23 protein-coding genes are annotated in these 26,763 nt (G+C 61.8%); 8 read left to right on the forward strand and 15 right to left on the reverse strand.

The features are described from left to right. The first annotated feature begins 2 nt into the window (after window positions 1-2). Genes AB4Y87_RS16490 through pgl form a run of 4 tightly spaced genes read left to right on the forward strand, consistent with a single transcriptional unit; the run spans window position 3 to window position 4,952 of the window. Entirely contained in the window at window positions 3-1,634 is a 1,632-nt protein-coding gene (locus tag AB4Y87_RS16490) for a glucose-6-phosphate isomerase (protein WP_442005388.1), read from the forward strand. A 15-nt stretch (window positions 1,635-1,649) separates the two neighbouring features. Further along, window positions 1,650-3,206 carry a glucose-6-phosphate dehydrogenase gene (gene zwf, locus AB4Y87_RS16495; protein ID WP_442005389.1) on the forward strand — a complete coding sequence of 519 codons (1,557 nt, stop codon included), beginning with the start codon at window positions 1,650-1,652 and terminating at the stop codon, window positions 3,204-3,206. Further along, complete coding sequence (locus tag AB4Y87_RS16500; protein ID WP_442005390.1) at window positions 3,203-4,144, forward strand: glucose-6-phosphate dehydrogenase assembly protein OpcA; 942 nt, start codon at window positions 3,203-3,205, stop codon at window positions 4,142-4,144. The genes zwf and AB4Y87_RS16500 overlap by 4 nt, the downstream gene beginning before the upstream one ends. After that, window positions 4,134-4,952 (forward strand): 6-phosphogluconolactonase, encoded by an 819-nt coding sequence (gene pgl, locus AB4Y87_RS16505; protein WP_442005391.1) that lies wholly within the window; start codon window positions 4,134-4,136, stop codon window positions 4,950-4,952. Before AB4Y87_RS16500 ends, pgl begins: the two co-directional genes overlap by 11 nt. On the opposite strand, the gene AB4Y87_RS16510 is transcribed toward pgl, so the two are convergent. The 15 genes from AB4Y87_RS16510 to AB4Y87_RS16580 form a co-directional block, all read right to left on the reverse strand. Next, entirely contained in the window at window positions 4,905-5,300 is a 396-nt protein-coding gene (locus tag AB4Y87_RS16510) for an RNA polymerase-binding protein RbpA (RefSeq protein ID WP_442005392.1), read from the reverse strand. The genes pgl and AB4Y87_RS16510 overlap by 48 nt on opposite strands. Before the next feature lie 165 nt (window positions 5,301-5,465). Continuing rightward, complete coding sequence (secG, locus tag AB4Y87_RS16515; protein ID WP_442005393.1) at window positions 5,466-5,723, reverse strand: preprotein translocase subunit SecG; 258 nt, start codon at window positions 5,721-5,723, stop codon at window positions 5,466-5,468. A gap of 36 nt (window positions 5,724-5,759) precedes the next feature. After that, window positions 5,760-6,575, reverse strand: a complete 816-nt coding sequence (tpiA, locus tag AB4Y87_RS16520) for a triose-phosphate isomerase (RefSeq protein ID WP_442005394.1) — start codon at window positions 6,573-6,575, stop codon at window positions 5,760-5,762. Between the two features lie 74 nt (window positions 6,576-6,649). Continuing rightward, a complete protein-coding gene (locus AB4Y87_RS16525) occupies window positions 6,650-7,876 on the reverse strand; it encodes a phosphoglycerate kinase (protein ID WP_442005395.1) in 1,227 nt (408 codons plus the stop codon). Window positions 7,877-7,885: 9 nt separating this feature from the next. Continuing rightward, entirely contained in the window at window positions 7,886-8,896 is a 1,011-nt protein-coding gene (gene gap / locus AB4Y87_RS16530; RefSeq protein WP_431115204.1) for a type I glyceraldehyde-3-phosphate dehydrogenase, read from the reverse strand. Window positions 8,897-9,166: 270 nt separating this feature from the next. Then, a complete protein-coding gene (locus AB4Y87_RS16535; protein ID WP_223932880.1) occupies window positions 9,167-9,790 on the reverse strand; it encodes a superoxide dismutase in 624 nt (207 codons plus the stop codon). Between the two features lie 175 nt (window positions 9,791-9,965). Continuing rightward, a complete protein-coding gene (whiA, locus tag AB4Y87_RS16540; RefSeq protein ID WP_018777554.1) occupies window positions 9,966-10,946 on the reverse strand; it encodes a DNA-binding protein WhiA in 981 nt (326 codons plus the stop codon). A gap of 13 nt (window positions 10,947-10,959) precedes the next feature. After that, on the reverse strand, window positions 10,960-11,976 hold the full coding sequence (locus AB4Y87_RS16545; protein WP_442005396.1) for a gluconeogenesis factor YvcK family protein: 1,017 nt from the start codon (window positions 11,974-11,976) through the stop codon (window positions 10,960-10,962). Then, window positions 11,976-12,899, reverse strand: a complete 924-nt coding sequence (rapZ, locus tag AB4Y87_RS16550; RefSeq protein ID WP_442005397.1) for an RNase adapter RapZ — start codon at window positions 12,897-12,899, stop codon at window positions 11,976-11,978. The genes AB4Y87_RS16545 and rapZ overlap by 1 nt, the downstream gene beginning before the upstream one ends. Window positions 12,900-12,985: 86 nt before the next feature. Then, window positions 12,986-15,007, reverse strand: coding sequence for an excinuclease ABC subunit UvrC (gene uvrC, locus AB4Y87_RS16555; RefSeq protein WP_442005398.1), 2,022 nt, complete (start codon window positions 15,005-15,007; stop codon window positions 12,986-12,988). 43 nt (window positions 15,008-15,050) lie between these two features. Then, on the reverse strand, window positions 15,051-15,719 hold the full coding sequence (locus AB4Y87_RS16560) for a lysophospholipid acyltransferase family protein (RefSeq protein ID WP_309926194.1): 669 nt from the start codon (window positions 15,717-15,719) through the stop codon (window positions 15,051-15,053). Beyond that, entirely contained in the window at window positions 15,706-16,422 is a 717-nt protein-coding gene (locus AB4Y87_RS16565) for an HAD hydrolase-like protein (protein WP_442005399.1), read from the reverse strand. Before AB4Y87_RS16565 ends, AB4Y87_RS16560 begins: the two co-directional genes overlap by 14 nt. Before the next feature lie 112 nt (window positions 16,423-16,534). Then, window positions 16,535-19,462 (reverse strand): excinuclease ABC subunit UvrA, encoded by a 2,928-nt coding sequence (gene uvrA, locus AB4Y87_RS16570; RefSeq protein ID WP_442005400.1) that lies wholly within the window; start codon window positions 19,460-19,462, stop codon window positions 16,535-16,537. Window positions 19,463-19,527: 65 nt separating this feature from the next. Next, window positions 19,528-19,908 carry a GntR family transcriptional regulator gene (locus AB4Y87_RS16575; protein ID WP_216925843.1) on the reverse strand — a complete coding sequence of 127 codons (381 nt, stop codon included), beginning with the start codon at window positions 19,906-19,908 and terminating at the stop codon, window positions 19,528-19,530. Between the two features lie 157 nt (window positions 19,909-20,065). Next, window positions 20,066-20,845: a trans-aconitate 2-methyltransferase gene (locus AB4Y87_RS16580; protein WP_442005401.1), complete on the reverse strand. Its 780-nt coding sequence runs from the start codon at window positions 20,843-20,845 to the stop codon at window positions 20,066-20,068. A gap of 70 nt (window positions 20,846-20,915) precedes the next feature. On the opposite strand from AB4Y87_RS16580, the gene AB4Y87_RS16585 reads away from it, so the two are divergent. The 4 genes from AB4Y87_RS16585 to AB4Y87_RS16600 are packed head-to-tail and all read left to right on the forward strand — an operon-like array spanning window position 20,916 to window position 26,754. Further along, entirely contained in the window at window positions 20,916-23,450 is a 2,535-nt protein-coding gene (locus AB4Y87_RS16585; protein WP_442005402.1) for a DEAD/DEAH box helicase, read from the forward strand. 22 nt (window positions 23,451-23,472) lie between these two features. After that, window positions 23,473-24,855, forward strand: coding sequence for a CoA transferase (locus AB4Y87_RS16590; RefSeq protein ID WP_442005403.1), 1,383 nt, complete (start codon window positions 23,473-23,475; stop codon window positions 24,853-24,855). Window positions 24,856-24,899: 44 nt separating this feature from the next. After that, the gene (locus AB4Y87_RS16595; RefSeq protein WP_442005404.1) at window positions 24,900-25,412 is read left to right on the forward strand and encodes a GNAT family N-acetyltransferase; all 513 of its coding nucleotides are present in this window, start codon (window positions 24,900-24,902) and stop codon (window positions 25,410-25,412) included. Then, entirely contained in the window at window positions 25,405-26,754 is a 1,350-nt protein-coding gene (locus AB4Y87_RS16600; RefSeq protein WP_442005405.1) for an alpha/beta fold hydrolase, read from the forward strand. Before AB4Y87_RS16595 ends, AB4Y87_RS16600 begins: the two co-directional genes overlap by 8 nt. The last annotated feature ends 9 nt before the right edge of the window (window positions 26,755-26,763 follow it).

A 26,763-nucleotide genomic window follows, 5' to 3' on the forward strand; every position in this document is an offset into this window, starting at 1 on the left:
CCATGAGCACAATCAGCTACGACGCCAGCGGTGCCGCGCAGCAGGCCATCGCCCAGAACATCACCAGCCTGGTAGAGGACAAGGTCGCCACGAGGATTTTCGCCAAAGACCACACGTTGTGGGGTCCTGAAGCCGAGTCCGAGTCGGCCATCCGACTGGGCTGGGTTGAGGCTGCCGCCGTATCGCAACCTTTGGTGGAGAGCATTCTCGAACTTCGCGATGCTCTCCGCGCCGAGGGCGTCTCCCGTATTGTCCTCTGTGGCATGGGTGGCTCCTCCTTGGCTCCCGAGGTCATCGCCGGTACCGCCGGCGTCGAGCTGACTGTGCTGGACAGCACAGATCCCGAGCAGGTCAGTGCTGCTTTGACGGACGGGCTGGCGGCGACTGCAATTGTGGTCTCCTCCAAGTCCGGTTCGACTGTTGAGACCGATTCCCAGCGAAGGGTGTTCGAGAAAGCGTTCAACGACGCCGGCATCGACGCCAAGAGCCGCATCATCATCGTCACGGATCCGGGATCGCCGCTGGACAAGGCATCCCGCGAAGCCGGCTACCGTGCCGTCTTCAACGCCGATCCCAACGTCGGCGGCCGGTTCTCTGCCCTCACGGCTTTCGGGCTTGTCCCTTGCGGGCTGGCTGGCGTCGACATCCAGGCTTTCCTGGACGAAGCTGAGGAGGCTGCCGAGATCCTCAATGAGGACTCGGAGGACAACATTGGCCTTGCTTTGGGCATTGCCCTGGGCGGTACCAAGCCTCTGCGCAACAAGATCGTCATCGCCGAGGACGGTTCCGGCATTGTGGGCTTTGCTGACTGGGCCGAGCAGCTCATCGCAGAGTCCACGGGCAAGCTCGGCACGGGTGTGCTGCCTGTTGTCGCGGGACCGGATTCCCCCGAGGCGCTTGGCGGCGCAGAGGATGTCCTGGTGGTCCGGCTGGTCAGTGCGGACGCCGAGGTCGAACTTCGTGAAAACGAAGTTGCGATTGCGGGTGGCTTGGCTTCCCAGATGTTCCTTTGGGAGTTCGCGACCGCAGTTGCAGGTCGCCTGCTGGGGATCAACCCGTTTGACCAGCCCGATGTCGAGGCTGCCAAGGTGGCCGCGCGCGGCCTGCTGGACGCGCGTCCTGAGCCCACACCGGCCGCGTTCACCGACGGCGTCGTTGAGGTTCGCGGCGGCGATTGGCTCGGTAGTGCGGCCACCGCGGCCGAAGCCGTGCAGGCACTTCTGGCCCAGCTCGGCTCTGATGGTTACTTGAGCGTTCAGGCTTATCTGGACCGCATTTCCCATGCACCCCTTGAAGGTATCCGTGACGAACTCGCCGCAGTCTCCGGCCGTCCGGTGACTTTTGGATGGGGCCCGCGGTTCCTGCATTCCACGGGTCAGTTCCACAAGGGCGGCCCGGCTATTGGCGTGTTTCTTCAGATCACGGCAGCGTCGTCTTTGGATTTGGAAATCCCTGACCGCCCCTTCACGTTCGGGCAGCTCATTGCTGCACAGGCCTCGGGCGATGCCCAGGTCCTGGAAGGCCATGGCCGTCCTGTGTTGCGCCTGCACCTCACCGAGCGTGCGGCCGGCGTAGCCCAGCTCCAGGAAGTCGTCGCTGCACTGGCCGGCCAGGCCAGCGCACTCGAAAGCTAAGGCACAAAACCAAACATGCCAGAAACTGAAAACGGCAGGAAGAACGCCAGCCTGCGGAATCCCTTGCGGGATCCGCGGGACCGGCGCCTGAACCGCATCGCTGGGCCGTCGTCGTTGGTGTTCTTCGGAGTCACCGGCGACCTCGCCCGTAAGAAACTCATGCCTGCGGTCTATGACCTCGCCAACCGCGGCCTGCTTCCGCCAAGCTTTGCCTTGGTTGGGTTCGGACGCCGCGAGTGGGACAACGCCGACTTCGCCGCTGAGGTGAAAGAGAACGTCAAGGCCCACGCGCGGACCAAGTTTGACGAAGCTGTCTGGGAACAGTTGGCTTCGGGCATCCGCTTCGTTCAGGGCGACTTCGACGACGACGACGCCTTTGAGCGCCTCGGCGACGTGCTGGAGGAGCTGGATGAGACCCGCGGCACGCGGGGCAACCATGGCTTCTACCTCTCCATCCCGCCCAAGGCGTTCGAGCAGGTCTGTCGCCAGCTCTCCAAGCATGGCCTGGCTCAGGCGAAGCCCGGCCAGTGGCGGCGAGTGGTTATCGAAAAGCCGTTCGGTCACGACCTCGAGTCAGCCCGTCAGCTCAACGACATCGTCGAGTCAGTGTTCCCACCGGATGCCGTGTTCAGGATCGACCATTACCTGGGCAAGGAAACGGTCCAGAACATCCTGGCGCTGCGCTTCGCGAACCAGTTGTTCGAACCGCTCTGGAACGCCAACTACGTTGACCACGTCCAGATCACCATGGCCGAGGACATCGGCACCGGTGGCCGTGCAGGATATTACGATGGCGTGGGCGCGGCCCGCGACGTCATCCAGAACCACTTGCTGCAGTTGCTGGCCTTGACGGCGATGGAAGAGCCTATTTCCTTCAACGCGGATGACCTGCGTGCCGAGAAGGAAAAGGTCCTCGCGGCCGTTAAGCTGCCCGATGATTTGTCCACGCATTCGGCGCGGGGACAATTTACCGGTGGGTGGCAGGGCGGCGAAGAGGTACTGGGGTACTTGGATGAGGACGGCATTCCGGCTGATTCCAAGACCGAAACGTATGCTGCGATCCGCGTGGACATCAACACCCGCCGCTGGAACGGTGTCCCGTTCTACCTTCGCGCCGGCAAGCGTCTTGGCCGTCGAGTGACCGAGATCGCGGTCGTCTTTAAGCGTGCACCCAACCTGCTGTTCAGGGACCACAACGACGACGACTTCGGCCAGAACGCCGTGGTGATTCGTGTTCAGCCTGACGAGGGCGCCACAATCCGGTTTGGTTCCAAGGTCCCGGGCACGCAAATGGAGGTCCGCGACGTCACGATGGACTTCGGCTACGGCCACTCGTTCACCGAGTCCAGCCCCGAAGCCTACGAACGACTCATCCTGGACGTACTCCTGGGCGAACCGCCGCTCTTCCCGCGCCACCAGGAAGTCGAGCTGTCCTGGAAGATCCTGGACCCGTTCGAAGAGTACTGGGCGGGCCTGGAAGAACAACCGCAACCGTACGCACCCGGTAGCTGGGGACCGGCTTCAGCCGATGAACTCCTTGCCCGTGATGGACGAACCTGGAGAAGGCCATGATCGTAGATCTTCCCGACACAACCACCTCCAAGATCTCCAAGAAGATCATGTCGCTAAGGGAACAAGGCGGCGTGATCGCCCTGGGCCGTGTGCTGACCCTGGTGGTTGTCACGAAGTCCGGGCAGGAAGAAGACGCCATCGAGGCGGCCAACGAGGCCAGCCGCGAACACCCCTGCCGCATCATCGTGCTCGCCGACGCCGGGGTGGAGGCACCGGACCGCCTTGACGCGCAGATCCGCGTTGGCGGGGATGCCGGTGCTTCCGAAGTTATCGTCCTCCGAGGGTTTGGACACATGGCCCACGAAAGTGAGTCCTTGGTGGCAGGCCTGCTGCTTCCGGACGCACCGATCGTGGCCTGGTGGCCGCACGGCGCCCCGGAAAGCGCGTGCGAGACCTCGATCGGCCGCATCGCGCACCGCCGGATCACGGATTCGGCCAACGAGCCCGACCCCGCGAAGGCACTGGAGAACATCCGCGCCACCTACAAAGCCGGCGATACCGACCTCGCCTGGACCCGCCTGACGAACTGGCGCATGCAGCTCGCAGCCGTGTTCGACCAAGTGGACAACGACCCCGTCTCCGCCGTAGCCGTTGAAGGTGCTTCGGACTCCCCCAGCACCCTGCTCCTCGCAGCCTGGCTGGGCCTTGCCCTGCAGGCGCCGGTAACGATCGTTGCCGATCCGGCGGGTACGGGCATCCGCCGCGTCCGCATGACGCGTGCCAGCGGTGACGTTCAGCTTTTCCGCCCCGGTTTGTCCGTGGCCGAGCTGACGCAGCCCGGCCAGCCTGCCCAGCGCATCACCCTCCCCCGACGCAGCCTGAAAGATTGCCTCGCCGAAGAACTCCGCCGGCTGGACCCGGACGAAGTTTTCGGAGAAGTGATTACGATGGGACTGCCATTAACCAGTCAGAGGAGAGTCCAGACCAGTGCACGCTGAGCCCAGAGTAAGCATCCACCCCGATTCCAAGGTGCTCATGGCGGCCATTGCGGCCCGCCTGATCACCAAGCTCGTGGATGTCCAGGACAAGCACGGTGAGGCCACGGTGGTCCTGACAGGAGGCACTGTCGGGATTGGCACCCTGAAGGCGGTGGCGGATTCTGCTGCGGCACCAGCTGTCGATTGGTCCAAGGTGAACTTCTGGTGGGGTGATGAACGGTTTGTGGCCGCGGACAGCGATGATCGCAATACCCGCCAGGCACACCAGGCCCTGCTCGCGCACCTTCCTGTTGATCCTGCCCGCATCCATGAGCCGGGTTCTTCGGACGAGTTCGCATCGGCTGATGACGCTGCGGCTGATTATGCCGACAGGCTGAAGGCAACAGCAGAGGCAGAGCATGCAGCTGACATGTCCGATACACGTCCGGAGGAGCCCGGTGTCCTGCCGCGCTTCGATGTACTCCTGCTCGGTGTAGGCCCAGACGCCCACGTCGCTTCCCTTTTCCCGGAGCAGGCAGCCATCAGGGAGAAGAACCGTACAGTGGTGGGCGTTGAAAACTCACCCAAGCCCCCGCCGTCGCGCATTTCCTTGACTTTGCCCGCCATCAATACTGCGCAGGAGATCTGGATGGTGGTAGCGGGCGAGGACAAGGCCGGTGCCGTGGGCCTTGCCCTGGCAGGTGCCAACCCTGTTCAGGTCCCCGCAGCAGGCCCCGTTGGGCGTTCCAGGACCCTTTGGCTCATCGACGAGAATGCAGCGTCACGTGTCCCCCAGCAGTTGGTCCGGAAGGACCCCGCGGGCGCGTAACCGCTCCAACGCTCCAGCCAGTACGATTTCGGCGTCCTGGCTGGAGCGTCTTTCTTTAACGTAATCCAAGTGGGACTTGAAGAGGTCGTCCTCCGGCCGGGTTTCCGCAACCTGGCCGGGGTCCCTCGATGCAAGGAGGCCACACTTTGGGCAGTCCCAGTTCTTCGGTATTTGTTCGTCCGGCAGTTTAAGGAAAACAAGCCGCGTCTCGTGTCCCTTGGCGCACCAATACGGGACACGAATACGCGGCAGTTGTTCTCCATCGCCGTGGTCGCTTTGATGTCGCGGAGCAGATCCCAGTGCTACACCAACGCGGGTGCCCCGGTAACCAGGCGTGCCATGAACCATTTTCGAACCCCTAGCGACTCGGTGGTTGGCCGTCACGGCCCGTAGGCCTTACGGCCAACAGGCCCAGTCTAATGCGAGGGGTACGACGGCGGCACTGGTGTTTGGTGCCGAATGATTCAGAAGTGCTGGGAAGGCTCCCTTGCAGGAGCCTTCCTACGCAAACTTTTAGGAATCGCCGCCCGAGGTGAAGCGCATGATCAGGCCCAGGCCGATGATGACGACTCCCCAGGTGACACCAAGAATGATGGTGAAGCGGTTCAGGTTCCGCTCAGCAACGCCGGAAGAGCTCAATCCGGAGCTCATTCCCCCACCGAACATGTCGGACAAACCGCCTCCACGTCCCTTGTGGAGAAGAATGAGCAGCGTCAGCAGAAGGCTGGTTACGCTCAGCAGGATCTGCAGAATGACATGAAGAACGTCCACGACGGCCTTTCGAAGAAGCGGAAAACGGGAGCCGGACTAGTCCGTGACGAGGTGGCTCTCGAACCTGACAATGTTAGCAAACTCAGCTGGGTCCAAACTGGCGCCACCCACAAGCAGGCCGTCAACATCGTTTTCTGCCATGATGGCGGCAGCGTTGTTAGCCTTGACAGAGCCTCCGTACAGAAGGCGCGTCTTTTCAGCTACGCCCTCGTCGAAGAGCTTGGCAAGTTCGACGCGGATGGCAGCACACATTTCCTGTGCGTCTTCCGGGCCTGCAACTTCGCCGGTTCCGATAGCCCACACGGGCTCATAGGCGACCACAAGCTCAGCGGCCTGTTCCGGTGTGAGGCCTTCGACACCGGCGCGCAGCTGGGCCAGCGTGTGCTCCACGTGTGTTCCTGCCTGACGGATTTCGAGGCCTTCACCGACGCAAAGGACCGGTGTGACTCCGTGGCGGAACGCGGCTTTGACCTTTGCGTTCAGGACGTCGTCGGACTCGTTGTGGATGGTGCGGCGTTCACTGTGCCCCACCAGGACATAGGCGCAGCCCAGCTTGCTGAGGAACTGGCCGGAGATGTCACCGGTATAGGCGCCGGAGTCGAACTGGGACAGATCCTGACCGCCGTAAACGACGTCAAGTTCGTCGCCCTGTACGAGCGTCTGCACGCCGCGGAGATCAGTGAACGGAGGGAAGACGGCAACCTCTACACGGTTGTAGTCATGCTTGGCGTCCGAGAGGGTCCAGGCGAGCTTCTGAAGCAAGGTGATGCCCTGGACATGGTCCATGTTCATCTTCCAGTTGCCTGCGATGAAGGGCTTTCGGACAAAGTTGCCGTTGGCAGAGGTAGTCACATGAACTCCAAGAATGCGTTGATAAATGGAACAGCCGGCAGGACGCGTGGGCGTCCTGCCGGCCGGATTGCTGTTTAGCGGTCCAGGACGCTGAGGCCCGGAAGTTCCTTGCCTTCAAGATATTCCAAGCTGGCCCCGCCACCGGTGGAGATGTGGCCAAACTGGGAATCCTCGAAGCCGAGGGTCCTTACTGCTGCGGCTGAGTCGCCGCCACCGACCACCGTAAAGGCCACGGTGTCAGTCAGGGCCTGCGCGATGGCCCGCGTGCCGCTGGAGAATGCCTCGAATTCGAAGACGCCCATGGGGCCATTCCAGAACACGGTCTTGGCTCCTTCGATCTGCGCCGCAAAAGCTGACGCGGATTCGGGCCCGATGTCCAGTCCAATGCCGGAGGCACCAAACGAGCTTTCCTCTATAGCATCCGCGCGGACCACTTCGTGCTCGGCATCGGCCGCAAAACGGCTTGCAACCACGACGTCCGTGGGAATCACGAACGACGTACCGGCGTCAGCGGCGCGCTTGAGGTAGTCCTGAACGACAGGAATCTGATCTTCTTCCAAGAGGCTGCCAGCTACCTTGTGGCCTTCGGCGGCCAGGAAGGTGAACAGCATGCCGCCACCAACCAGGATGGTATCTGCCTTGCCAAGCAGGTTGTCGATGACAGCCAGCTTGTCCGAGACTTTGGAGCCGCCGAGGACAACAACGTAAGGCCGCTGGGTGTCTGCAGTGAGCTTCCTGAGAACTTCCACTTCGGTGTGCACCAGGTCGCCGAGGTAAGACGGCAGCCGCGTTGCGACGTCGTAAACGCTGGCGTGCTTGCGGTGGACCGCCCCGAAGGCGTCGTCCACGAACGCGCCGTTGTCACCCGTGAGGGCAACCAGCTCGTCAGCGAAAGCGCCACGCTCCGCGTCGTCCTTACTGGTCTCGCGGGCATCGAAACGCACGTTTTCCAGGATGAGTACTTCGCCATCCTGCAATGCAGCTGCCAGCTCCTTGGCGGATTCGCCAACGGTATCAGCAGCCAATTGGACGTTGAAGTCCGCGAGTTCCGCGAGGCGGGTGGCTGCGGGCTTCAAAGAGTACTTTTCCTCAGGAGCGCCCTTGGGGCGGCCGAGGTGGGCGGTTACGAGCACACGGGCACCGGCGTCCGAGAGCTTCTTTAGGACCGGGAGGGAGGCCTTGATGCGGCCGTCGTCGGTCACTGTAGAGCCGTCGAGCGGCACATTAAGGTCACTTCTGACCAGAATGTACCGCCCGCGGACACCTTCAGCGATGAGTTCGTTGAGGGTGTGAGATGTCATGTGTCTACCCTAGCCCAGCTTGGATGCGACGAGCTCCGTGAGGTCGACGAGGCGGTTGGAGTAGCCCCACTCGTTGTCATACCAGGAAACAACCTTGACCTGGTTGCCGATGACCTTGGTCAGGCCGGAGTCGAAGATCGAGGAAGCGGGGTCGCCAACGATGTCGGAGGAAACGATGGGAGCATCCGTGTAGCTCAGGATGCCGGCGAACTGGTCCGACTCAGCGGCGGCCTTGACTGCAGCGTTGACTTCCTGGACCGTAACTTCGCGGGAAACAGTGACCGTGAGGTCCGTGGCGGAACCGGTGGGGACGGGAACGCGGATGGCGTAGCCATCGAGCTTGCCCTTGAGCTCGGGCAGGACCAGACCGATGGCCTTTGCCGCACCCGTGGAGGTAGGAACCATGTTGATGGCGGCAGCGCGGGCACGGCGGAGGTCGCCGTGGGGGCCGTCCTGCAGGTTCTGGTCAGCCGTGTAGGCGTGAACCGTGGTCATCAGGCCACGCTCGATGCCGAAGGCGTCGTTGACTACCTTGGCCAGCGGGCCGAGGCAGTTGGTGGTGCAGGATGCGTTGGAAATGATGTGGTGCGCTGCGGGATCGTAGAGCTCGTGGTTCACGCCCATGACGATGGTGATGTCTTCGTCGCTGGCAGGTGCCGAGATGAGGACCTTCTTGGCGCCGGCGTCGATGTGCTTCTGAGCAGCTGCGGCCTTGGTGAAGAAACCGGTGGACTCGATGACGATGTCGACACCGAGCTCGCCCCAGGGAAGGTTGGCGGGATCGCGTTCGGCAAGGACAGTGATGGACTGGCCATTAACAATCAGGTTGCCCTCTTTGACTTCCACGGACTGGGTCAGACGGCCACCGACGGAGTCGTACTTCAGGAGGTGGGCGAGGGTCTCGGGGCTGGTGAGGTCGTTGACTGCGACGATCTCAAGGTCTGCGCCCTGGGCCAGTGCTGCGCGGAAGTAGTTACGGCCGATGCGGCCGAAGCCGTTGATACCAATACGGGTGGTCACTGTGTGTCAATCTCCTTGGTGCTCTTGCAAGCACGCCTAGTGAGTCGGATTTTTATTTCCAACTAACAGACCCCGCACGTCATTGGGCAGAGGTGATTATCAGATCGGAGGGCGACCAGCCACGTTGCTGAAGGCTAACCGCCTTCCGTGACCCATCTTACGTTTAACTAAGCCTGCCCCCGCAACTGCGGGGGCAGGCTTTCCAGTATTTGGTCCCATTTCACTGTTAATGTGACTTTTGTTACATCAACGTGAACCGGGGCTCACCAGCTACAGAACGATGAGGCCCGTAGCATTGGCGCGGGCTGCTTCGAAGCGCTTGGCGACGTCTGCCCAGTTGGCGATGTTCCAGAATGCCTTGACATAGTCAGCCTTGACGTTGACGTAGTCCAGGTAGAAGGCGTGCTCCCACATGTCCAGCATGAGCAGCGGAGTGGTGCCAACGGCGACGTTGCCCTGCTGATCGTAGAGCTGCTCGATGACCAGGTTGCCACCGATGGGCTCGTACGCCAGGAAGGCCCAACCGGAACCCTGCAGACCCAGTGCGGCAGCGGTGAACTGGGCACGGAAAGCGTCAAATGAACCGAAAGCGTCCTCGATGGCTGCTGCGAGTTCGCCTTCAGGCTTGTCGCCGCCGTCCGGGGAGATGTTGTTCCAGAACACGGAGTGGTTGATGTGTCCGCCGGTGTGGAACGCGAGGTCCTTGGAGAGGCGGTTGATGTTGGCGAAGTCACCCGTTTCGCGGGCTTCAGCAAGCTGCTTGAGGGCGTTGTTGGCGCCTGCAACGTACGCAGCGTGGTGCTTGCTGTGATGCAGCTCCATGATCTTCGCCGAAATGTGCGGCTCAAGAGCTGCGTAGTCGTAGCCGAGCTCGGGCAGAACGTACTCTGTCACGAAATCCTCCAATGTAATGGACCGAAGTCCGGTTTGGTAACTCTCGTTGTGTTCATCCGGCCGGCAGGCCAGCCGGAAATCCTTGGGGAAGAAGCCTGCTCCTGCCGCCACCGGCAACAACCCGCTGCGGCCTCACAGTATTTCCTCCACACGATCTCGATTCTATGGGCGGGACCTACTCGTCCATCATTTCCGGAGTCACATTTGCTTCCGTACCGGGAATTCCGAGATCGAGTGCGCGTTTGTCAGCCATCGCGAGCAAGCGGCGTATCCGGCCCGCAATGGCGTCCTTGGTCATGGGGGGATCCGCAAGGCGGCCCAGCTCGTCCAGGCTTGCCTGCTTGTGGGCGACCCTGAGCTCCCCCGCATACTTCAGGTGATCCGGAACGTCATCGCCCAGAATTTCAAGCGCGCGGTCCACCCTGGCACCGGCCGCCACGGCAGCCTGCGCCGAACGGCGAAGGTTGGCGTCATCAAAGTTGGCCAGCCTGTTGGCAGTGGCCCGGACTTCCTTGCGCATGCGCCGCTCCTCCCAGACCATCAAGGCGTCATGTGCGCCCATTCTGGTAAGGAGCGCGGCGATCGTGTCGCCGTCGCGGATAACCACGCGGTCGACGCCGCGGACCTCGCGGGCCTTGGCCTGTATGCCCAGCCGCCGTGCAGCACCCACGAGTGCCAGCGCGGACTCCGGCCCGGGACAGGTTACCTCCAAGGACGAGGAACGTCCGGGTTCGGTGAGGGATCCATGGGCCAGGAAAGCTCCGCGCCAGACGGCTTCCGCATCGGCCGCAGAGCCATTGACAACTACAGAAGGCAGGCCGCGTACCGGACGGCCGCGACCGTCCAGGAGTCCTGTTTGGCGTGCCAGGGCTTCGCCGTCACGGACAACACGGACCACGTAGCGGCTGCCCCGGCGCAGGCCGCCGCCTGAGACCACGATGATCTCGCTCTGGTGTCCGTAAACCTCGGCAATCGCGGCGCGCAGGCGCCGGGCAGTCGAGGCCAGGTCCACCTCAGCTTCGATGACGATTCGTCCCGAAATAATATGCAAGCCCCCTGCAAAGCGGAGCATCGCCGAAACCTCAGCTTTACGGACTGAAGATTTCTTGATGTCCAGCCGGGACAGTTCGTCCTTGACCGACGCGGTAAGTGCCATCGCGTGTGTATTCCTAACTGTTCCCGAAAATATCGTGGTACGCCGCCGCCAAGAGCAGTGGATCGTGGACGGGGCGGCGCCTCGAAGCCCCTACTCTACCCAACACCACTTCCGCACCGATCATCCCCGCTGCTTTCTCAAAGGCCTTCAGGTCCTGGATCGCCGAGGGATCGGCGAGCACGACGTCGACGCTGAACTCCGGTGCGTAGCGTCGAAGGACATCCAAGTGGTCGGCCGCCGTCATGCCGGACGTTTCCTTGGTTTCGACATCAAGATTCATGGTGAGGCAGCGTTTGGCTGCAGTATCGCCCAAGGCTTGCCGAAGCTCCGGGAGCAACAAATGGGGCAATACCGATGTGTACCAGGACCCTGGTCCGAGAATGACCCAATCGGCGAGCTCGATGGCGGTGAGCGCCTCAGTGCAGGCTCGGGCGTCCTCGGGCAGCAGCCGCACTTCCTCCAGTTTTCCAGCAACCGCGCATTTCGCCTGGCCGCTGACCGTCTGCAGTTCGTGTCCCCCGCCGGGCAGTTCCACCCGGGCCTGGCCCTCGATGGTCAAAGGAACACTGGACATCGGCAGGACTTGGCCCCTCGCGCCCAGCAATGCCCCAGCCCATTTGAGGCCGGCCACGGTATCCCCCAGCAGCTCCCAGAGGGTGACGATAAGCAGGTTTCCCATCGCGTGGTGGTCCAGGGAACCGCCCTTGGCGGTTCCCGCAGCGAATCGGTGCTGCATGACGTCCCGCCATGTGCGCCCCCAGTCGGTGTCGTCGCAGAGCGCGCTCAGTGCCATCCGCAAGTCGCCGGGCGGCAGGACACCATACTCGTCCCGTAGACGCCCGGAGGAGCCGCCGTCGTCAGCTACCGTGACGATTGCCGTCAGTTCTGACGTCAACAGACGAAGCGCGGAGAGCGAGGCCGCCAGTCCGTGTCCGCCGCCGAGGGCCACCACGGATGGACTCTTGTTTTGTTGGCTGCCCGGAACGCCCTTGGGCGGGATGAGGGGCAACGGACCTGTGAGGACTCCCATTACTCACGCCCCAGGTCGCGGTGCGTGGTTGTGACGGTAACGCGCGGATATTGCGCGAGGCGTTTGGAGAGCTCGACGGCGACTGCCACCGAACGGTGCTTGCCACCTGTGCATCCCACAGCAAGGGTGGCGTAATGCTTGTTCTCCTGGCGGTAGCCGTCCAGGACCGGTTCCAGGGCCTTGACGTAACGGTCGACAAATTCCTGGACCCCGTCAGCGGCGAGCACGTAGTCGCTGACATCCTCATCCAATCCTGTGTGGGGACGAAGTTGTGGCACCCAGTGCGGGTTGGGAATGAAACGGGCGTCGGCCACGAAGTTGGCGTCAACAGGCAAGCCGTACTTGAATCCAAAACTCATGACATTGAGCCGGAGCGTCACAGGTCCGGTATCGCTGAACAATTCAGTGATGGCAGTTGCAAGGCCGTGAACGTTGAACTCACTGGTGTCCAAAACGACGTCGGCATGCTCCCGGAGTTCTCGCAGGACCTCACGCTCTATGCCGATTCCGTCGAGGATACGTCCACCGCCCTGCAGCGGATGGGGACGCCGGCCTTGTTCGAACCGGCGGACCAGGACTTCATCGCTGGCATCGAGGAACAATACCCGGAAAGTGATGCCGGTGGCACTCAAGGCACCCAGGGCGGTCTGGATGTCAGTGAAAAGGTCCTTGCTTCGGACATCCACCACTACGGCCAGCTTCGGAATGGATTTGGGCGCGTGCGAGACAATTTCCGCCAAGGTGCCAAGCATCTGGGGAGGAAGGTTGTCTACAACGTACCAACCGTGGTCCTCCAAGGCGTCCGAAGCGGTACTGCGGCCCGCCCCCGACATGCCGGTAACCACCAGCAGTTCCGCCTCCGCCGGCTTGACGGGCGTTAGTCCGTCCTGCTCCGCGCCGGCTCCTGCCGTTGCCTCATCCATCAGTGGTCCCCGTTTCCTTGGAAGTGGTTGTTACAGCCTGACCGGTGGCATCGCAATCGCGGCCACCGGTCAAGTTCTTACCCTAGCTAAGATTCGAGGATTTCGCCGGTCGTCATGTTCACGGCGGGAGCGGCTTCACCTGCGTCTTCGCTGGAACCCAGATGCTGCACGACCGCAGCTGCCAACGCTGGACCGATGCCCTTGGCAGAGGTAAGTTCCTCCACACTGGCCGCCCGGATCTTCTTGAGGGAACCAAAATGCGCCACCAAGGCCTTGCGTTTGGCCTCTCCCAAGCCCGGAACGCCGTCCAGGGCAGAGACCGTCATTGCCTTGCCGCGCTTTTGCCGGTGGAAAGTGATGGCGAAGCGGTGGGCTTCATCGCGGATGCGCTGGAGCAGGTACAAGCCCTGCGACGTCCGGGGAAGGATCACCGGAAAATCGCTGTTGGGGAGCCAGACCTCTTCAAGGCGCTTTGCCAGGCCAACCACGTAGACGTCGTCGATGCCCAACTCAGCCAAAGCACGCGCTGCAGCATTGACCTGCGGCTGCCCGCCGTCCACCACCACCAGGTTGGGCGGGTACGCGAACTTGGCCTTTGGGGCCGGCATGGTGGGGTCCGACGGCGGCGCTTCAGTTCCCTTGGCAGCTGCGGCGGTGCCCGCACGGGTCGGGTTGATGATTTCGCCGGAGACGGGCACCTGGGCGGCCTTGTCCGTGAGGTAGTGGCGGAAGCGGCGCGTGAGGACGTCATGCATGGCGGCCGTATCGTCCGCTGCCGCAGCTCCCGTGATGGAGAACTTGCGGTAATCGGACTTCTTGGGCAAACCGTCTTCGACCACCACCATGGACGCCACCACGTTGGTTCCCTGAACGTGCGAGATATCGAAGCATTCGATCCGAAGCAGCGGAACTGGAAGCTCCAGGGCCTCCTGAAGCTCCTGAAGGGCCAGCGAGCGGACGGTGATATCCCCGGCGCGGCGGGTCTTGTGCAGCTTCAGCGCCTGCTCGGCATTCTCCCGGACCGTGGACATGAGCGCAGCCTTGTCACCTCGCTGGGGCACGCGGATATCCACCTTTGCCCCGCGGAGCCCGCCCAGCCATTCACTCAGCTCGGCATGGTTGCTCGGATTTTCCGGAATCAGCACTTCCCGCGGGATGCGGCCCTGGACCTCGCTGTCCTCCCCATAGACCTGCTGCAGCAAGTGCTCGATGAGTTCCGGCGTCGTGGCGTCTTCGACTTTCTCCACCACCCAGCCGCGCTGTCCGCGGACCCGGCCGCCGCGGACGTGGAACACCTGCACGGAGGCCTCAAGCTCGTCTTCATGCAGCGCGAAGACGTCGGCGTCCGTATCCTCCGCGAGGACTACGGCGTTGCGTTCGAAGACCTTGCGCAGAGCGATGATGTCGTCCCTGAGCCGTGCGGCGCGCTCGTAGTCCAGTTCGGCGACAGCGGCCGCCATATCTTTTTCAAGCCGGTTGATGAAGCGCTTGGCTTCCCCACCCATGAAGGCGCAGAAGTCCTCCGCAAGTTGACGGTGTTGCTCAGGCGTCACGCGGCCGACGCAGGGTGCCGCGCATTTGTCGATGTAGCCCAGAAGGCAGGGGCGCCCACTGGCTTGCGCCCGCTTGAGGACACCTGCGCTGCAACTGCGGACCGGGAACACGCGAAGAAGGGTGTCCATGGTCTCCCGGATGGCGCCAGCCGTGTAGGGGCCGAAATACCTGGTGCCCTTTTTGCGTTCGCCACGCATGACCTGCACCCTGGGGTACTTCTCCCCCATGGTGACGGCCAGGTAGGGATAAGTCTTGTCGTCCCGGAAGACAACGTTGAAACGAGGCTTGAATTCCTTGATCCAGGTGTATTCCAGCTGTAGCGACTCCAACTCGCTGCCCACAACGGTCCACTCCACGCTGCTCGCGGCATGGACCATGGCGTGGGTCTTGGGTAGAAGCCCGGAGGGGTTGGCAAAGTAGGAATTCAGCCTGGAACGGAGGTTCTTGGCCTTGCCCACGTAGATGACCCGGCCGTGGGGGTCGCGGAAACGGTAGACGCCCGGGGTGGTAGGAATTTCACCCGTCTGCGGGCGGTAACTTGCTGGATTTGCCACCATTCCAGTCTAGTGAACTGGACCGACAGCCAGCGCCAGGCGCTCAGTCCACCGATTTGCTTTGGTTATAGCTTGTGGACCGTTCCTGACCGCTGAGGGCAGCGATGGCATCCATAATCTTGTCCGTCACCTGGCGGCGTGCGGGTAGGGAATGGTCCGGGCCCGTCTTGTCGAAGTACAGCGGCTCGCCAACCTTCATGGTGAAGTGCTGGGGGCGAACGGCGTTCTTGTCCGCCGGCTGCAGTTTCTCCGTGCCTATCAGCCCCACGGGAATCACAGGTGCGCCCGTGGTGAGTGCCAACCAACCGACGCCGGTCCGGCCGCGATACAGGATGCCGTCACGGGACCGGGTGCCCTCGGGGTAGATTCCAATGCCCTTCCCGGACTCCAGGATGTCCAGCAGGGTCTTCAGCGCCTGCACGCTCGCTGCCTGTTCACCGCGTTCAACCGGGATGGAACCGACAGCTTCGAAGAAGGACTTCATCACAGCGCCCTTAACGCCTTTGGTCGTGAAATACTCCGCCTTGGCGAAGAACGCCACTGGACGAGGCATGAGCGCCTGGACAATCACGCTGTCCAGGAAAGAGAGATGGTTCGGCGCTACGATGAACGGGCCTTCCGTGGGCACGTTCTCCAGCCCAATGACCGTGGGCCGGCACGTGGTGGAGATCAGTCCACGCGTAGTCCAGCGGATCGCATCAAAGACTGCCATCGTTTTGTACCTCGCTCAGGGCCGCCGCGCGGACAGCGTCAAGTTCTTCAATTTTGGTTCGCAACTCAAGGGCGGTGCCGACCACGGCGACCGCACCGGCTTCCTCCAGCTCGCCGTCCGAGGCGAAGCCCCAACGTACACCAATGCAATCCAGGCCGTTGGCCATTGCTCCGGCAACGTCCTGGTGCCGGTCTCCCACCATCACAGCAGGCTGGGAGTGGAGATCCGCCAAGGCTGCGCCAACAATCTCGATCTTGCCGGACGCGGAATTAGCCGCCAGCGATTCGTCGTCTGCAGCTCCCCTAATGGACACAAAGAAATCCGCAATACCGTGATGCTCAAGGACAATCCGGGCAATACCTTGGGGCTTCTGGGTTGCAACTGCGACGGCCCGCCCTGTTTCGGCAAAGAATTCAAGGAGGTCGAAGATTCCCGGATACAACTTGCTCTGGCCAATACCGGTTTCCCTGTAATGCTGCCGGTAACGGGAAATGGTTTCATCGACCAATTCCGCCGGGACATTCGCTAAATGCAGGAGTGCATCGCTGAGCTTGGGGCCAACCATGGCCTTCAGCACGGCCTGTTCCGGAACGGGGAGGCCCATTTCGCGCAGGGCCGCGGATATTCCTCCTGTGATACCGCCGGCTGGATCGACAAGGGTGCCGTCCAGATCGAAAATTACGGGCACCGTTGTTTGAGTCACCGGGTTAGTTTCTCACGAGTAGCGGCATGCCTGAAACTCGCATGCCGCTACCGGAATACTTCTGCCGTGCTGAGGATATTCTTTAGGTGTCCGGTGAGGCAGTCCGGGACAGTTAGCGCAGAATTTCCGCAAGGAACGTTGCGGTGTGGCTGTCAGTGGACTTGGCTACCTGCTCAGGGGTACCCGTTGCGACGATCTTTCCTCCACCTGAACCGCCGTTCGGCCCGAGGTCCACAATCCAGTCCGCGGACTTGATGACGTCCAGGTTGTGCTCAATGGTGATCACGGTGTTGCCTTTATCCACCAGTCCCTGGAGGACCATGAGCAGCTTCCGGATGTCCTCAAAGTGCAGGCCGGTAGTGGGTTCGTCCAGAACATAAATGCTGCGGCCGTTGGACCTCTTCTGGAGTTCTGCGGCCAACTTCACGCGTTGCGCTTCACCACCTGACAGGGTTGTGGCTGGCTGGCCCAGCCTGACATAGCCCAGTCCTACGTCCACCAAGGTGTTCAGATGGCGTCCGATGGGAGTGAAGGCAGCAAAGAATTCAGCGCCTTCCTCGATAGGCATGTTAAGGACATCGGCAATAGTCTTTCCCTTGTAATGCACTTCAAGGGTTTCACGGTTGTAACGGGCGCCGTGGCACACCTCACAGGGAACGTAGACGTCAGGCAGGAAGTTCATTTCGATCTTCAATGTGCCATCGCCGGAGCATGCTTCGCAGCGGCCGCCCTTGACGTTGAACGAGAAGCGGCCGGGCTGGTAACCGCGGACCTTTGCTTCGGTGGTTTCAGCAAACAGTTTCCGGATGTTGTCGAAGACGCCTGTGTACGTTGCCGGGTTGGAGCGCGGTGTGCGTCCGATGGGGCTCTGGTCAACGTGGACCACCTTGTCCAGGTGCTCCAATCCATTCACACTCCTGTGCCGCCCGGCAACCTGCTTGGCACCGTTGAGCTTGTTGGCGAGGACCTTGTAAAGGATCTCGTTCACCAGCGTGGATTTACCGGAACCGCTGACACCCGTGACTGCCGTAAAGAGGCCCAGGGGGAACGTGGCATCCACATTGTCCAAGTTGTTTTCCCTGGCGCCGATGACCTTGAGCTCACGCTTTTTGTCGTACTTGCGGCGCTTGGCCGGGATGTCGATCTTTCGGCGGCCGGACAGATAGTCGCCAGTCAAGGACTCCTTGTTTTCCAGGAGCTCCTTGTAAGTACCGGAATGTACAACCTGTCCGCCGTGCTCGCCGGCGCCAGGTCCAATATCAACCACCCAGTCCGCTTCATGGATGGTGTCCTCGTCATGCTCCACCACGATCAGGGTGTTGCCGAGATCCCGAAGGCGGGTCAGTGTCTCGATCAAGCGGCGGTTGTCGCGCTGGTGAAGGCCGATGGAGGGCTCGTCCAGGACGTAGAGGACTCCCACGAGGCCGGACCCAATTTGGGTAGCAAGGCGGATGCGCTGGGCTTCACCGCCGGACAAGGTCCCGGAAGGACGTTCCAGGTTCAGGTATTCAAGCCCTACGTCCAGAAGGAACGTCAGACGGGCCTGAATTTCCTTCAGGACCTGGTGGGCAATCTGCGCCTCGCGGTCTGTCAACGTCAAGCTGCCGAGGAACGACGCGCAGTCACGCATGGGAAGCGCCGCTACTTCAGCGATTGACTTGCCATTAATCAACACCGACAACGAAGCAGGGTTGAGTCGCGCACCGTTGCACTCGGGGCAGGGAATCTGGCGCATGTACTCTTCGTACCTGTCCCGCGCCCAATCCGAGTCGGTTTCGCCGTGCTTGCGGTGCACATATTGGATGGCACCCTCAAAGCCGGTGCTGTACTTGCGTTCCCGGCCAAACCGGTTCCGGTACTGGACCACAACCTTGTGATCCTTGCCGTGCAGCACGGTGTTCCGGACATCCTTGGGGAGCTTTTCCCACGAGGTGTCCATGGAGAAGCCGAGTTCATGGGCCAAGCCCTCCAGGAGACGGTTCCAGTACTCGGTGGTGGCAGTGCCCAGGGACCAAGGCGCGATGGCGCCCTGCGCCAGGGAAAGCTCGGGGTTGGGAACGATCAGTTCCTCGTCCACTTCAAGCCTGGTTCCGATGCCACTGCACGCTGAGCAGGCGCCGAAGGGGTTGTTGAACGAGAAAGAGCGTGGCTCGATTTCATCGATGGCCAGGGGGTGCTCGTTGGGGCATGCGAGGTTCTCGGAGAAGGCACGGATACGTGCGGGGTCTCCGGCCTCAAGGTCCACGAACTCAATCAGCACCCGGCCTTCTGCCAAGCCCAGCGCAGTTTCAATGGAATCGGTGAGCCGCTGGCTGATGTCTTCCTTGACCACCAAGCGGTCCACTACCACTTCGATGGTGTGCTTGAACTGCTTGCCAAGCTTGGGCGGCTCGCTGAGCTGTACCAGCTCGCCGTCCACCCGGGCGCGCGAATATCCCTTGGCGGTCAGTTCCTTGAAGAGGTCGACGAACTCGCCCTTGCGCCCGCGAACCACTGGAGCGAGAACCTGGAAGCGTGTGCCCTTTTCCAGTTCCAGCAGCTGGTCAACGATCTGCTGCGGCGTCTGCCGGGCGATGGGCTCCCCGCAAACAGGGCAGTGGGGACGGCCTACACGCGCCCAGAGAAGACGCATGTAATCGTAAATTTCGGTGATGGTGCCCACCGTGGAACGAGGGTTCTTGCTGGTGGATTTCTGATCGATCGACACTGCCGGAGACAGGCCCTGAATGAAGTCCACGTCCGGCTTGTCCACCTGGCCCAGGAACTGACGGGCATAGGCCGACAGCGATTCCACGTACCGCCGCTGTCCTTCAGCGAAGATCGTATCGAAGGCCAAGGAGGACTTGCCCGAACCCGAAAGGCCCGTGAACACGATCATCGCGTCCCTTGGGAGGTCCAGATCTACATTGCGCAGGTTGTGTTCACGTGCGCCCTTGACTACCAGCCGGGACAGGTCCGGCCTGGTGGGCTTGGTATCGGGAACGACGGCTACGCTCTTCAGGGCATCGATGGCTGCATCTTCAGCTAAGGCTTTGGGCACCTACCAATGCTAATCGAAAACTTCTTCGAATTTCCATGTCGTGCCTCACATGCTACTCATCGGTATCAATCAGCGTCATACGCGGCCGCAAGAAGCTGTACCGCTTCGGCGAATGAGGCGCCTTGGGCCTTAGCCGCAGCAGCATATTGGGCGGCAACCTCCGCAAGCGCGCCCCAGCGGTCATCCCGGGCACACACGATGGTGCCGTTGCGTCCCCGCGTAGCGACGACACCCGCAGCCTCCAACTCCTTATAGGCCCGGGCCACTGTATGTGGGGCCACATCCAGCACGCCCGCAAGATTGCGCACCGGCGGGAGCTTGGCTCCCACTGCGAGGACCCCGGAGTCTGCGAGTTCGATGATTCGCAGTCTCAACTGCTCAAAAAGGGCAACTCCGCTGCTGGTGTTGGGGCGCCAGTTCCCGGGAAATCCGTCCATGGCAGTCATCGCGAACACCGGCCAGGTGCCGGGACCCATGCGGGCGTTTGCTGCTGAATGAAGCGTCCATGGTCCATGCCGAGAATTAGACCAGCGACGCGGAACGGGAACAAGCCACTGACGGCTGGAAACTTAATTGCTACGGCCGGCAACGGGTCGTGCGGCCTCACGTGTCCCTCTGGGCCACCGCAAAGATGCGGCGGAACGGGAACACTGTTCCGTGGCTTGTGGCCGGATAAGCCTTGCGCAGCAAAGCGGAGTATTCGTGCTCGAAGTCGGCGGCATCCTCGGGAGACAAGGCTGCGAGCACTGGCCGGAGTCCCGTGCCCCGCACCCATTCAAGGACCGGATCCTTGCCCGGTAGTACCTGCTGGTAGGTGGTTTCCCAAGCGTCAGCTGCGCATCCGGCGTCGAGCATAATCCCAAGATAGTCGGCGGGACTACCCACAACGCCATCATGCCGAAGAACGTCGCCAAGGCGGGAGGACCACTTGGATGACTCGGCGAGCTCCCTCATGAGCGTGTGCGAAGGGGATGTGAAATTTCCCGGCACCTGCAGGGCGAACCAGGCACCCGGCTTAAGTTCACGTAGCCACTGACCCAGCATGGCTTGGTGCCCGGGAACCCACTGGAGCGCGGCATTGGTTACTACGACGTCGGTCTCCTGATCAGGCTGCCAACCAGCAATATCCGCCTGCTCGAATTCCAGGTTGGCGAATTTCCGGGCTTGTCCAGCTGCCTTCGCAAGCATCTCGCCAGAGGAATCGAGGCCGACGATGCAGGCATCAGGCCAGCGCACAGCCAGTGTGGCTGTGAGGTTACCGGGGCCGCATCCAAGATCCACCACTTTCCGCGGCGACTCAGCCTGAATCCTGGCCACGAGGTCATGGAACGGCCTGTCCCTGTGATTGCCGAACTCCACATACTTGGATGGATCCCACCTCATATAAGCCTCCTTGCATTTGGCAGCAGCGCTGGGGCGAGCCTAAACCGTCCGGGCACTAAGCTGGAAACCAATGAAACTTCTTGAGCAGCTCCCTGGTTCCACTGCCTCCAACCCCTTGGGTCCGGATGAGATCTACACACGGTTCGTTGAGTGGACAGAGGGCCGCGGCTTGCAGTTGTATGCCGCCCAGGACGAGGCCATCATGGAACTCGCCTCTGGCGCCAACGTCATCCTGGCGACGCCTACGGGCTCGGGAAAATCGCTTGTTGCCATTGCAGCCCACTTCGAGGCCATGGCCCGCGGCCAACGAAGCTACTACACCGCTCCCATCAAGGCGTTGGTCTCGGAGAAGTTCTTCGCGCTCTGCGATATCTTCGGTGCCGAAAACGTTGGCATGATTACAGGCGACTCCGGCGTGAACCAGGATGCGCCGATTATTTGCTGCACCGCCGAGATCCTGGCCAATATTGCCCTCCGCGAGGGAGCCTCCGCGGAACTTGGCGCTGTGATCATGGATGAATTCCACTTTTACTCCGATCCCCAGCGCGGATGGGCCTGGCAGGTTCCCCTGCTCGAACTCCCCCAGGCCCAGTTCCTGCTCATGTCCGCGACGCTGGGCGACGTCAGCCGTTTCGAAGCCGGCCTCACTGAACTCACCGGTCGGCCCACCACAACCGTTAGCTCTGCGGAGCGTCCGATTCCGCTGCATTACTACTATCACCTCACTCCGGTCCACGAGACCCTGGAAGAACTGCTCTCCACCAAGCAGGTCCCCGTCTACGTTGTGCACTTCAGCCAGGCAGAAGCGATCGAACGCGCCCAGAACCTGATGAGCATCAATATGTGCAGCCGGGATGAAAAGGACCGGATCGCAGAGCTCATCGCCGGCTTTCGGTTTGCCGCAGGCTTCGGAAAGACGCTCAACCGGTTGGTCCGCCATGGCATCGGTGTCCATCACGCCGGGATGTTGCCCAAGTACCGGCGTTTGGTGGAGCAACTCGCACAAGCCGGGCTCCTTAAGGTCATTTGCGGTACCGACACCCTGGGCGTGGGCATCAACGTTCCCATCCGTACGGTTCTGTTGACGGCGTTGAGCAAGTACGACGGCGTACGCACCAGATCGCTTAACTCGCGTGAGTTCCACCAGATTGCCGGCCGCGCCGGCCGCGCCGGGTACGACACCGCCGGTACCGTAGTGGTTCAGGCTCCTGACCACGTGGTGGAGAACACCAAAGCCATGGCCAAAGCCACCGCCAAATTTGGCGATGACCAGAAGAAACTGCGCCAAGTGGTCAAGAAAAAGCCTCCGGAAGGATTCGTTTCCTGGGGTGAGCCGACGTTCAAGCGCCTTGTGGAGTCCGTACCCGAGCCCTTGACTTCAAGTTTCACTGTCACCCACGCAATGCTGTTGAACCTCATGGAACGCCCCGGAGATCCTTTCCAGGCAACGCGGCGCTTGCTCAGCGAAAACCACGAGAACCGCGCGGCGCAGTTGAAACTCATGAAGAAGGCCTTGGGAATCTACCGCGAACTGCTGGCCGCGGGTGTGGTTGAACGCATTCCGGAGGATGAACAACAGTCCGAAGGCCGTTCCGTCCGCTTAACGGTCCACTTGCAGGCCAACTTCGCCCTTAACCAACCGCTTTCACCGTTTGCGCTTGCCGCGCTGGAACTGTTGGATCCAGAGTCGCCGTCGTATGCACTGGACGTTGTTTCGGTTATCGAGGCCACGTTGGAGAAACCGCGCCAGATTCTCTCTGCCCAGCAAAAGAAGGCCCGTGGCGAGGCAGTTGCCGCCATGAAGGCTGACGGCATCGAATATGAGCAGCGCATGACCATGCTCGACGAAGTGACGTACCCGATGCCCTTGGCGGAGATTCTCGGCGAGGCCTTCGAGGTGTACCGAAAGGCTGCCCCATGGGTGGGCGACTTTGAGCTGGCGCCCAAATCCATCATCCGCGACATGTATGAACGCGCCATGAACTTCGGAGAGTTCGTGCAGTTCTACGGACTGGCCCGCTCCGAAGGCATCGTCCTGCGCTACTTGGCGGATGGATTCCGTGCTCTCAGGCAGACCGTGCCCCAGGACTTGCTGCGCGAGGACCTCGAGGACCTCATCGCCTGGCTGGGTGAACTTGTCCGGCAAGTGGACTCCAGCCTCCTTGATGAGTGGGAGGAGCTCACGTCAGGGCTTACGCCTACACCGCACGACGCTCCCCCGCCACCGCCACCGCTTTTGACCACGAACATCCGGGCTTTCCGGGTCATGGTCCGGAACGAAATGTTCCGCAGGGTGGAGCTCTTCGCGGACGAAGACTCTGCCGCGCTGGGTGAGCTGGACGCCGACGCCGGCTGGGACGCCGAACGCTGGGAAGAGGTTCTGGACGACTACTTCGATGAACACGATGACATCGGCACGGGCCCCGATGCCCGTGGGCCCGGATTGCTTATCATCACCGAAGAACCCGGCACGTGGCGGGTCCGCCAGATCTTCGATGACCCCGCCGGAAATCACGACTGGGGCATCTCTGCCGATGTGGATCTCGCCGCTTCCGATGAGACGGGCACCGCTGTGGTTCGGGTGACGAACGTCAACCGACTCTAGTCAACCGGCTGAAGGAGGTCTCATGGAATCCGTCCCTGATCTCGGCAGCAGCTTGCGGGCGCTGGACGTCATGAGCACAGAACCCACGGCGGCCTGGACCGGACCGCGACGATGGTGGGCAGTTGCAGATGGCGTTCCTGCACTGGACGTGGAAGGCCTGGCTTTGGGTGCGGTGCGGGCTGCAGCGACGGGGCTGAACGCGTTGACAGGAACGACGCACAGGTACTCGGTTGACGCCGGACCTACGGCGGCTGCGTTCGATTCCCTGGGGCACCTGCTGATAGGTGGCCAGAAACCTGAAGGGTTCGCTCCGTTGTCCGGTTTCCGGAAAACCGCTGATGGCTGGATCCGCCTTCACGCCAACTATCCACACCACGCCGCGCGGCTCATGGAGGCGGTCTCGGCCAGCGAACCTGCCGATGTGGACCGCGCATTACTGGCCATGACGTCTTTGGAAGCCGAAGACCTTATTACTGGCAACAACGGCGTAGCTGCCGCCGTCCGCACCAGGGAAGAGTGGGTAGCCGCTCCTATGTTTGAAGCGGCCAGTCAGGGGCCGTGGATCAGTTTCGGCCACCTTGGAGCAACCACGGAACCAAGCCGCCCGTCGTCGTGGGTTCCTTCCGCGGTTCCATACCGTGCGTTGGCAGGTCTCAAAGTCCTTGACCTGACCCGGGTCATTGCCGGCCCCGTGGCAACCCGGCTCCTTGGAGCCTTGGGCGCGGACGTCCTCCGGATAGACCCTCCGCACCTTCCGGAGCTTACGGACGCTTTCATTGACTCAGGCTTTGACAAGCGCAGCGCCGAGGCAGACTTCCGGAATCCGGACGATCTGGCTGCTGTCATGGAACTTCTGGAGATGGCAGACGTAGTGATCATGGGGTATCGCGACGGCGGGCTGGATCGTTTTGGATTGACACCTGACGCGCTGCTGCTGCGCCGCCCGGACCTCGTGGTGGCCACCTTGAGTGCCTGGGGCCACGGAGGTCCTTGGCAGGGGCGACGTGGTTTTGACAGTCTGGTCCAGGCAGCGTGCGGCATAGCTGACCGATATGGTCATGACGACGACGGCGGGTGGCGGCCTGGCGCGCTACCGGTGCAGGCGCTGGATCATGCCACGGGCTATGGCCTTGCTGCGGCAGTATTCGCTTTGCTGACCCAGCGACTGGCTACGGGACTTGGCGGAACGGCCCGGCTTTCGCTGGCCCGGACAGCGGAAGAGCTACTTCTCCTTCCGACGGGTATCGGGACTGACGTCGAGCTGCCAGAGCCCGACTACCACGAGGTAGACAGCCCCTATGGCCGTCTCCGGTACGTCGGTCCGCCCATCACAGTGGACGGTGTTCCCATTGCTTATCAAGAACCGCCTGTCACGCACGGTTCGTCCGCACGGCGTTGGCGGTAGGCGGCCGGCCCCTGTAAAGCCCGGCCCCTAGTAAGCTCGGAAGCATGAGTGTAATCCGCCCTGCCACCGTTGAAGACGTTCCCACAATCCTGCGCATGATCCACGATCTTGCGATCTACGAAAAGGAACCCGACGCCGTCAGGAATACCCCGGAGCTGCTGACCGAGGCGTTGTTCGGAGAGAACCCGCGGGTGTACGCGAGCATGGCCAGTAGTGCCGCTGGTACAGTGCAGGGCTTTGCCCTGTGGTTCCTGAATTACTCAACGTGGGAAGGTGTTCACGGCATTTACCTGGAAGACCTCTACGTCGTTCCGGACGCGCGTGGAGAGGGCCACGGCAAGGCGCTCCTTCAGCATCTGGCCGCGACCGCCGTCGAACGCGGCTATGCCCGGGTGGAGTGGAGCGTCCTGGACTGGAACGAACCGTCCATCAAGTTCTACAAGAACCTTGGCGCCTTCCCCATGGAGGAGTGGTCCACGTTCAGGCTGACCGGCGAGGCGCTGGAAGCGTTCGGAGCAGGTGCCAGCACAAGCAACAAGGCTCTTGCCCATGGCTGAGACGCGAGCCTTGACCGACGCTCACCGTATCCGCGCCCGGCATGAATTCCGAGGCCTCCGAACCGCCGAGCACTACTTCACTGTCCCCCTGGACCATGGTTCGGCTAAATCCGTTACGGACGACCAGGCGAGCGGCGAAACGATCACCGTGTTCGCACGGGAGTATTCCTCCACCGATCACTCAGAGGAGGAGGCCGCCAAACTTCCATGGTTGCTGTTCCTCCAAGGTGGACCTGGTGGGCGCGGGAACCGTGTCACTTCCCTGTCAGGGTGGATGAAGGCGGCGGCCAAGGATTTTCGGATCCTGATGCTGGACCAGCGTGGCACGGGCCTCTCCACACCTGTGGAGCGACAGTCATTGGCGCTCCGCGGTGACGTCGCAGCCCAGGCTGACTACCTGACGCACTTCCGGGCTGATTCAATCGTGGCCGACGCCGAGTTCATTCGGCATGCCTTGGATTCCGGGCCATGGTCAGTGTTGGGCCAGAGCTTTGGTGGATTCTGCGCGTTGACTTATTTGTCGTTTGCCCCGAAAGGGCTGCGGGAGGTCCTCATCACGGGAGGACTTGCTCCCCTGCATGGCCCGGCCGAGCGCGTGTACCGTGCCACATTCCGGCGGGTGGCGGAGCGGAACGCGGAGTACTTCGCCTGGTATCCGGAAGACCGCGAAACTGTCACCAGGATCGTCCGCCACCTCGAACAGCATGAGGAATTCCTGGCCAGCGGAGAACGGCTGACGCCCGAGCGGTTTCAGATGGTGGGATCATTCCTCGGCGGCAACACCCGGGTGGACTCCCTGCACTACCTCCTGGAGGACGCTTTCATCGAAACGCCTTTGGGTGAACGACTGTCGGAAGTGTTCCTGGAGCAAGTACGGAGTCTCGTGAGCCGGGCAGGGAACCCCTTGTACGCGGTACTCCATGAATCGATCTACGGGCAGGGCGAGGCCACGGACTGGGCAGCGTGGCGCGTGCTGGAAGAGTTCCCCGAGTTCAAGCCGGCAGCGGAGGCCCCCCTGCTCACGGGAGAAATGGTCTACCCCTGGTACTTCGAACAGGATCCGGCGCTGATCCCGCTCCACGACGTAGCCGCCTTGCTGGCTGCCAAGTCGGATTGGTGTCCCCTGTATGACCACCAGCAGTTGACGGTCAACAAGGTTCCAGTGGCAGCGGCCGTCTACAAGGACGACATCTACGTAGACCATGACCTCTCAATGGAAACCGCCGCGGCAGTCCGTGGGCTTCAAACCTGGGTGACGGACGACTTCCACCATGACGGCATCGGGGAAGACGGCGAAGGCATCTTTGGGCGGCTTTTCGGGCTGGTGCGGGGTTCCCGCTGAGGCCACATC

It is taken from the genome of Paenarthrobacter sp. RAF54_2 (assembly GCF_052113945.1).
Lineage (GTDB): Bacteria > Actinomycetota > Actinomycetes > Actinomycetales > Micrococcaceae > Arthrobacter.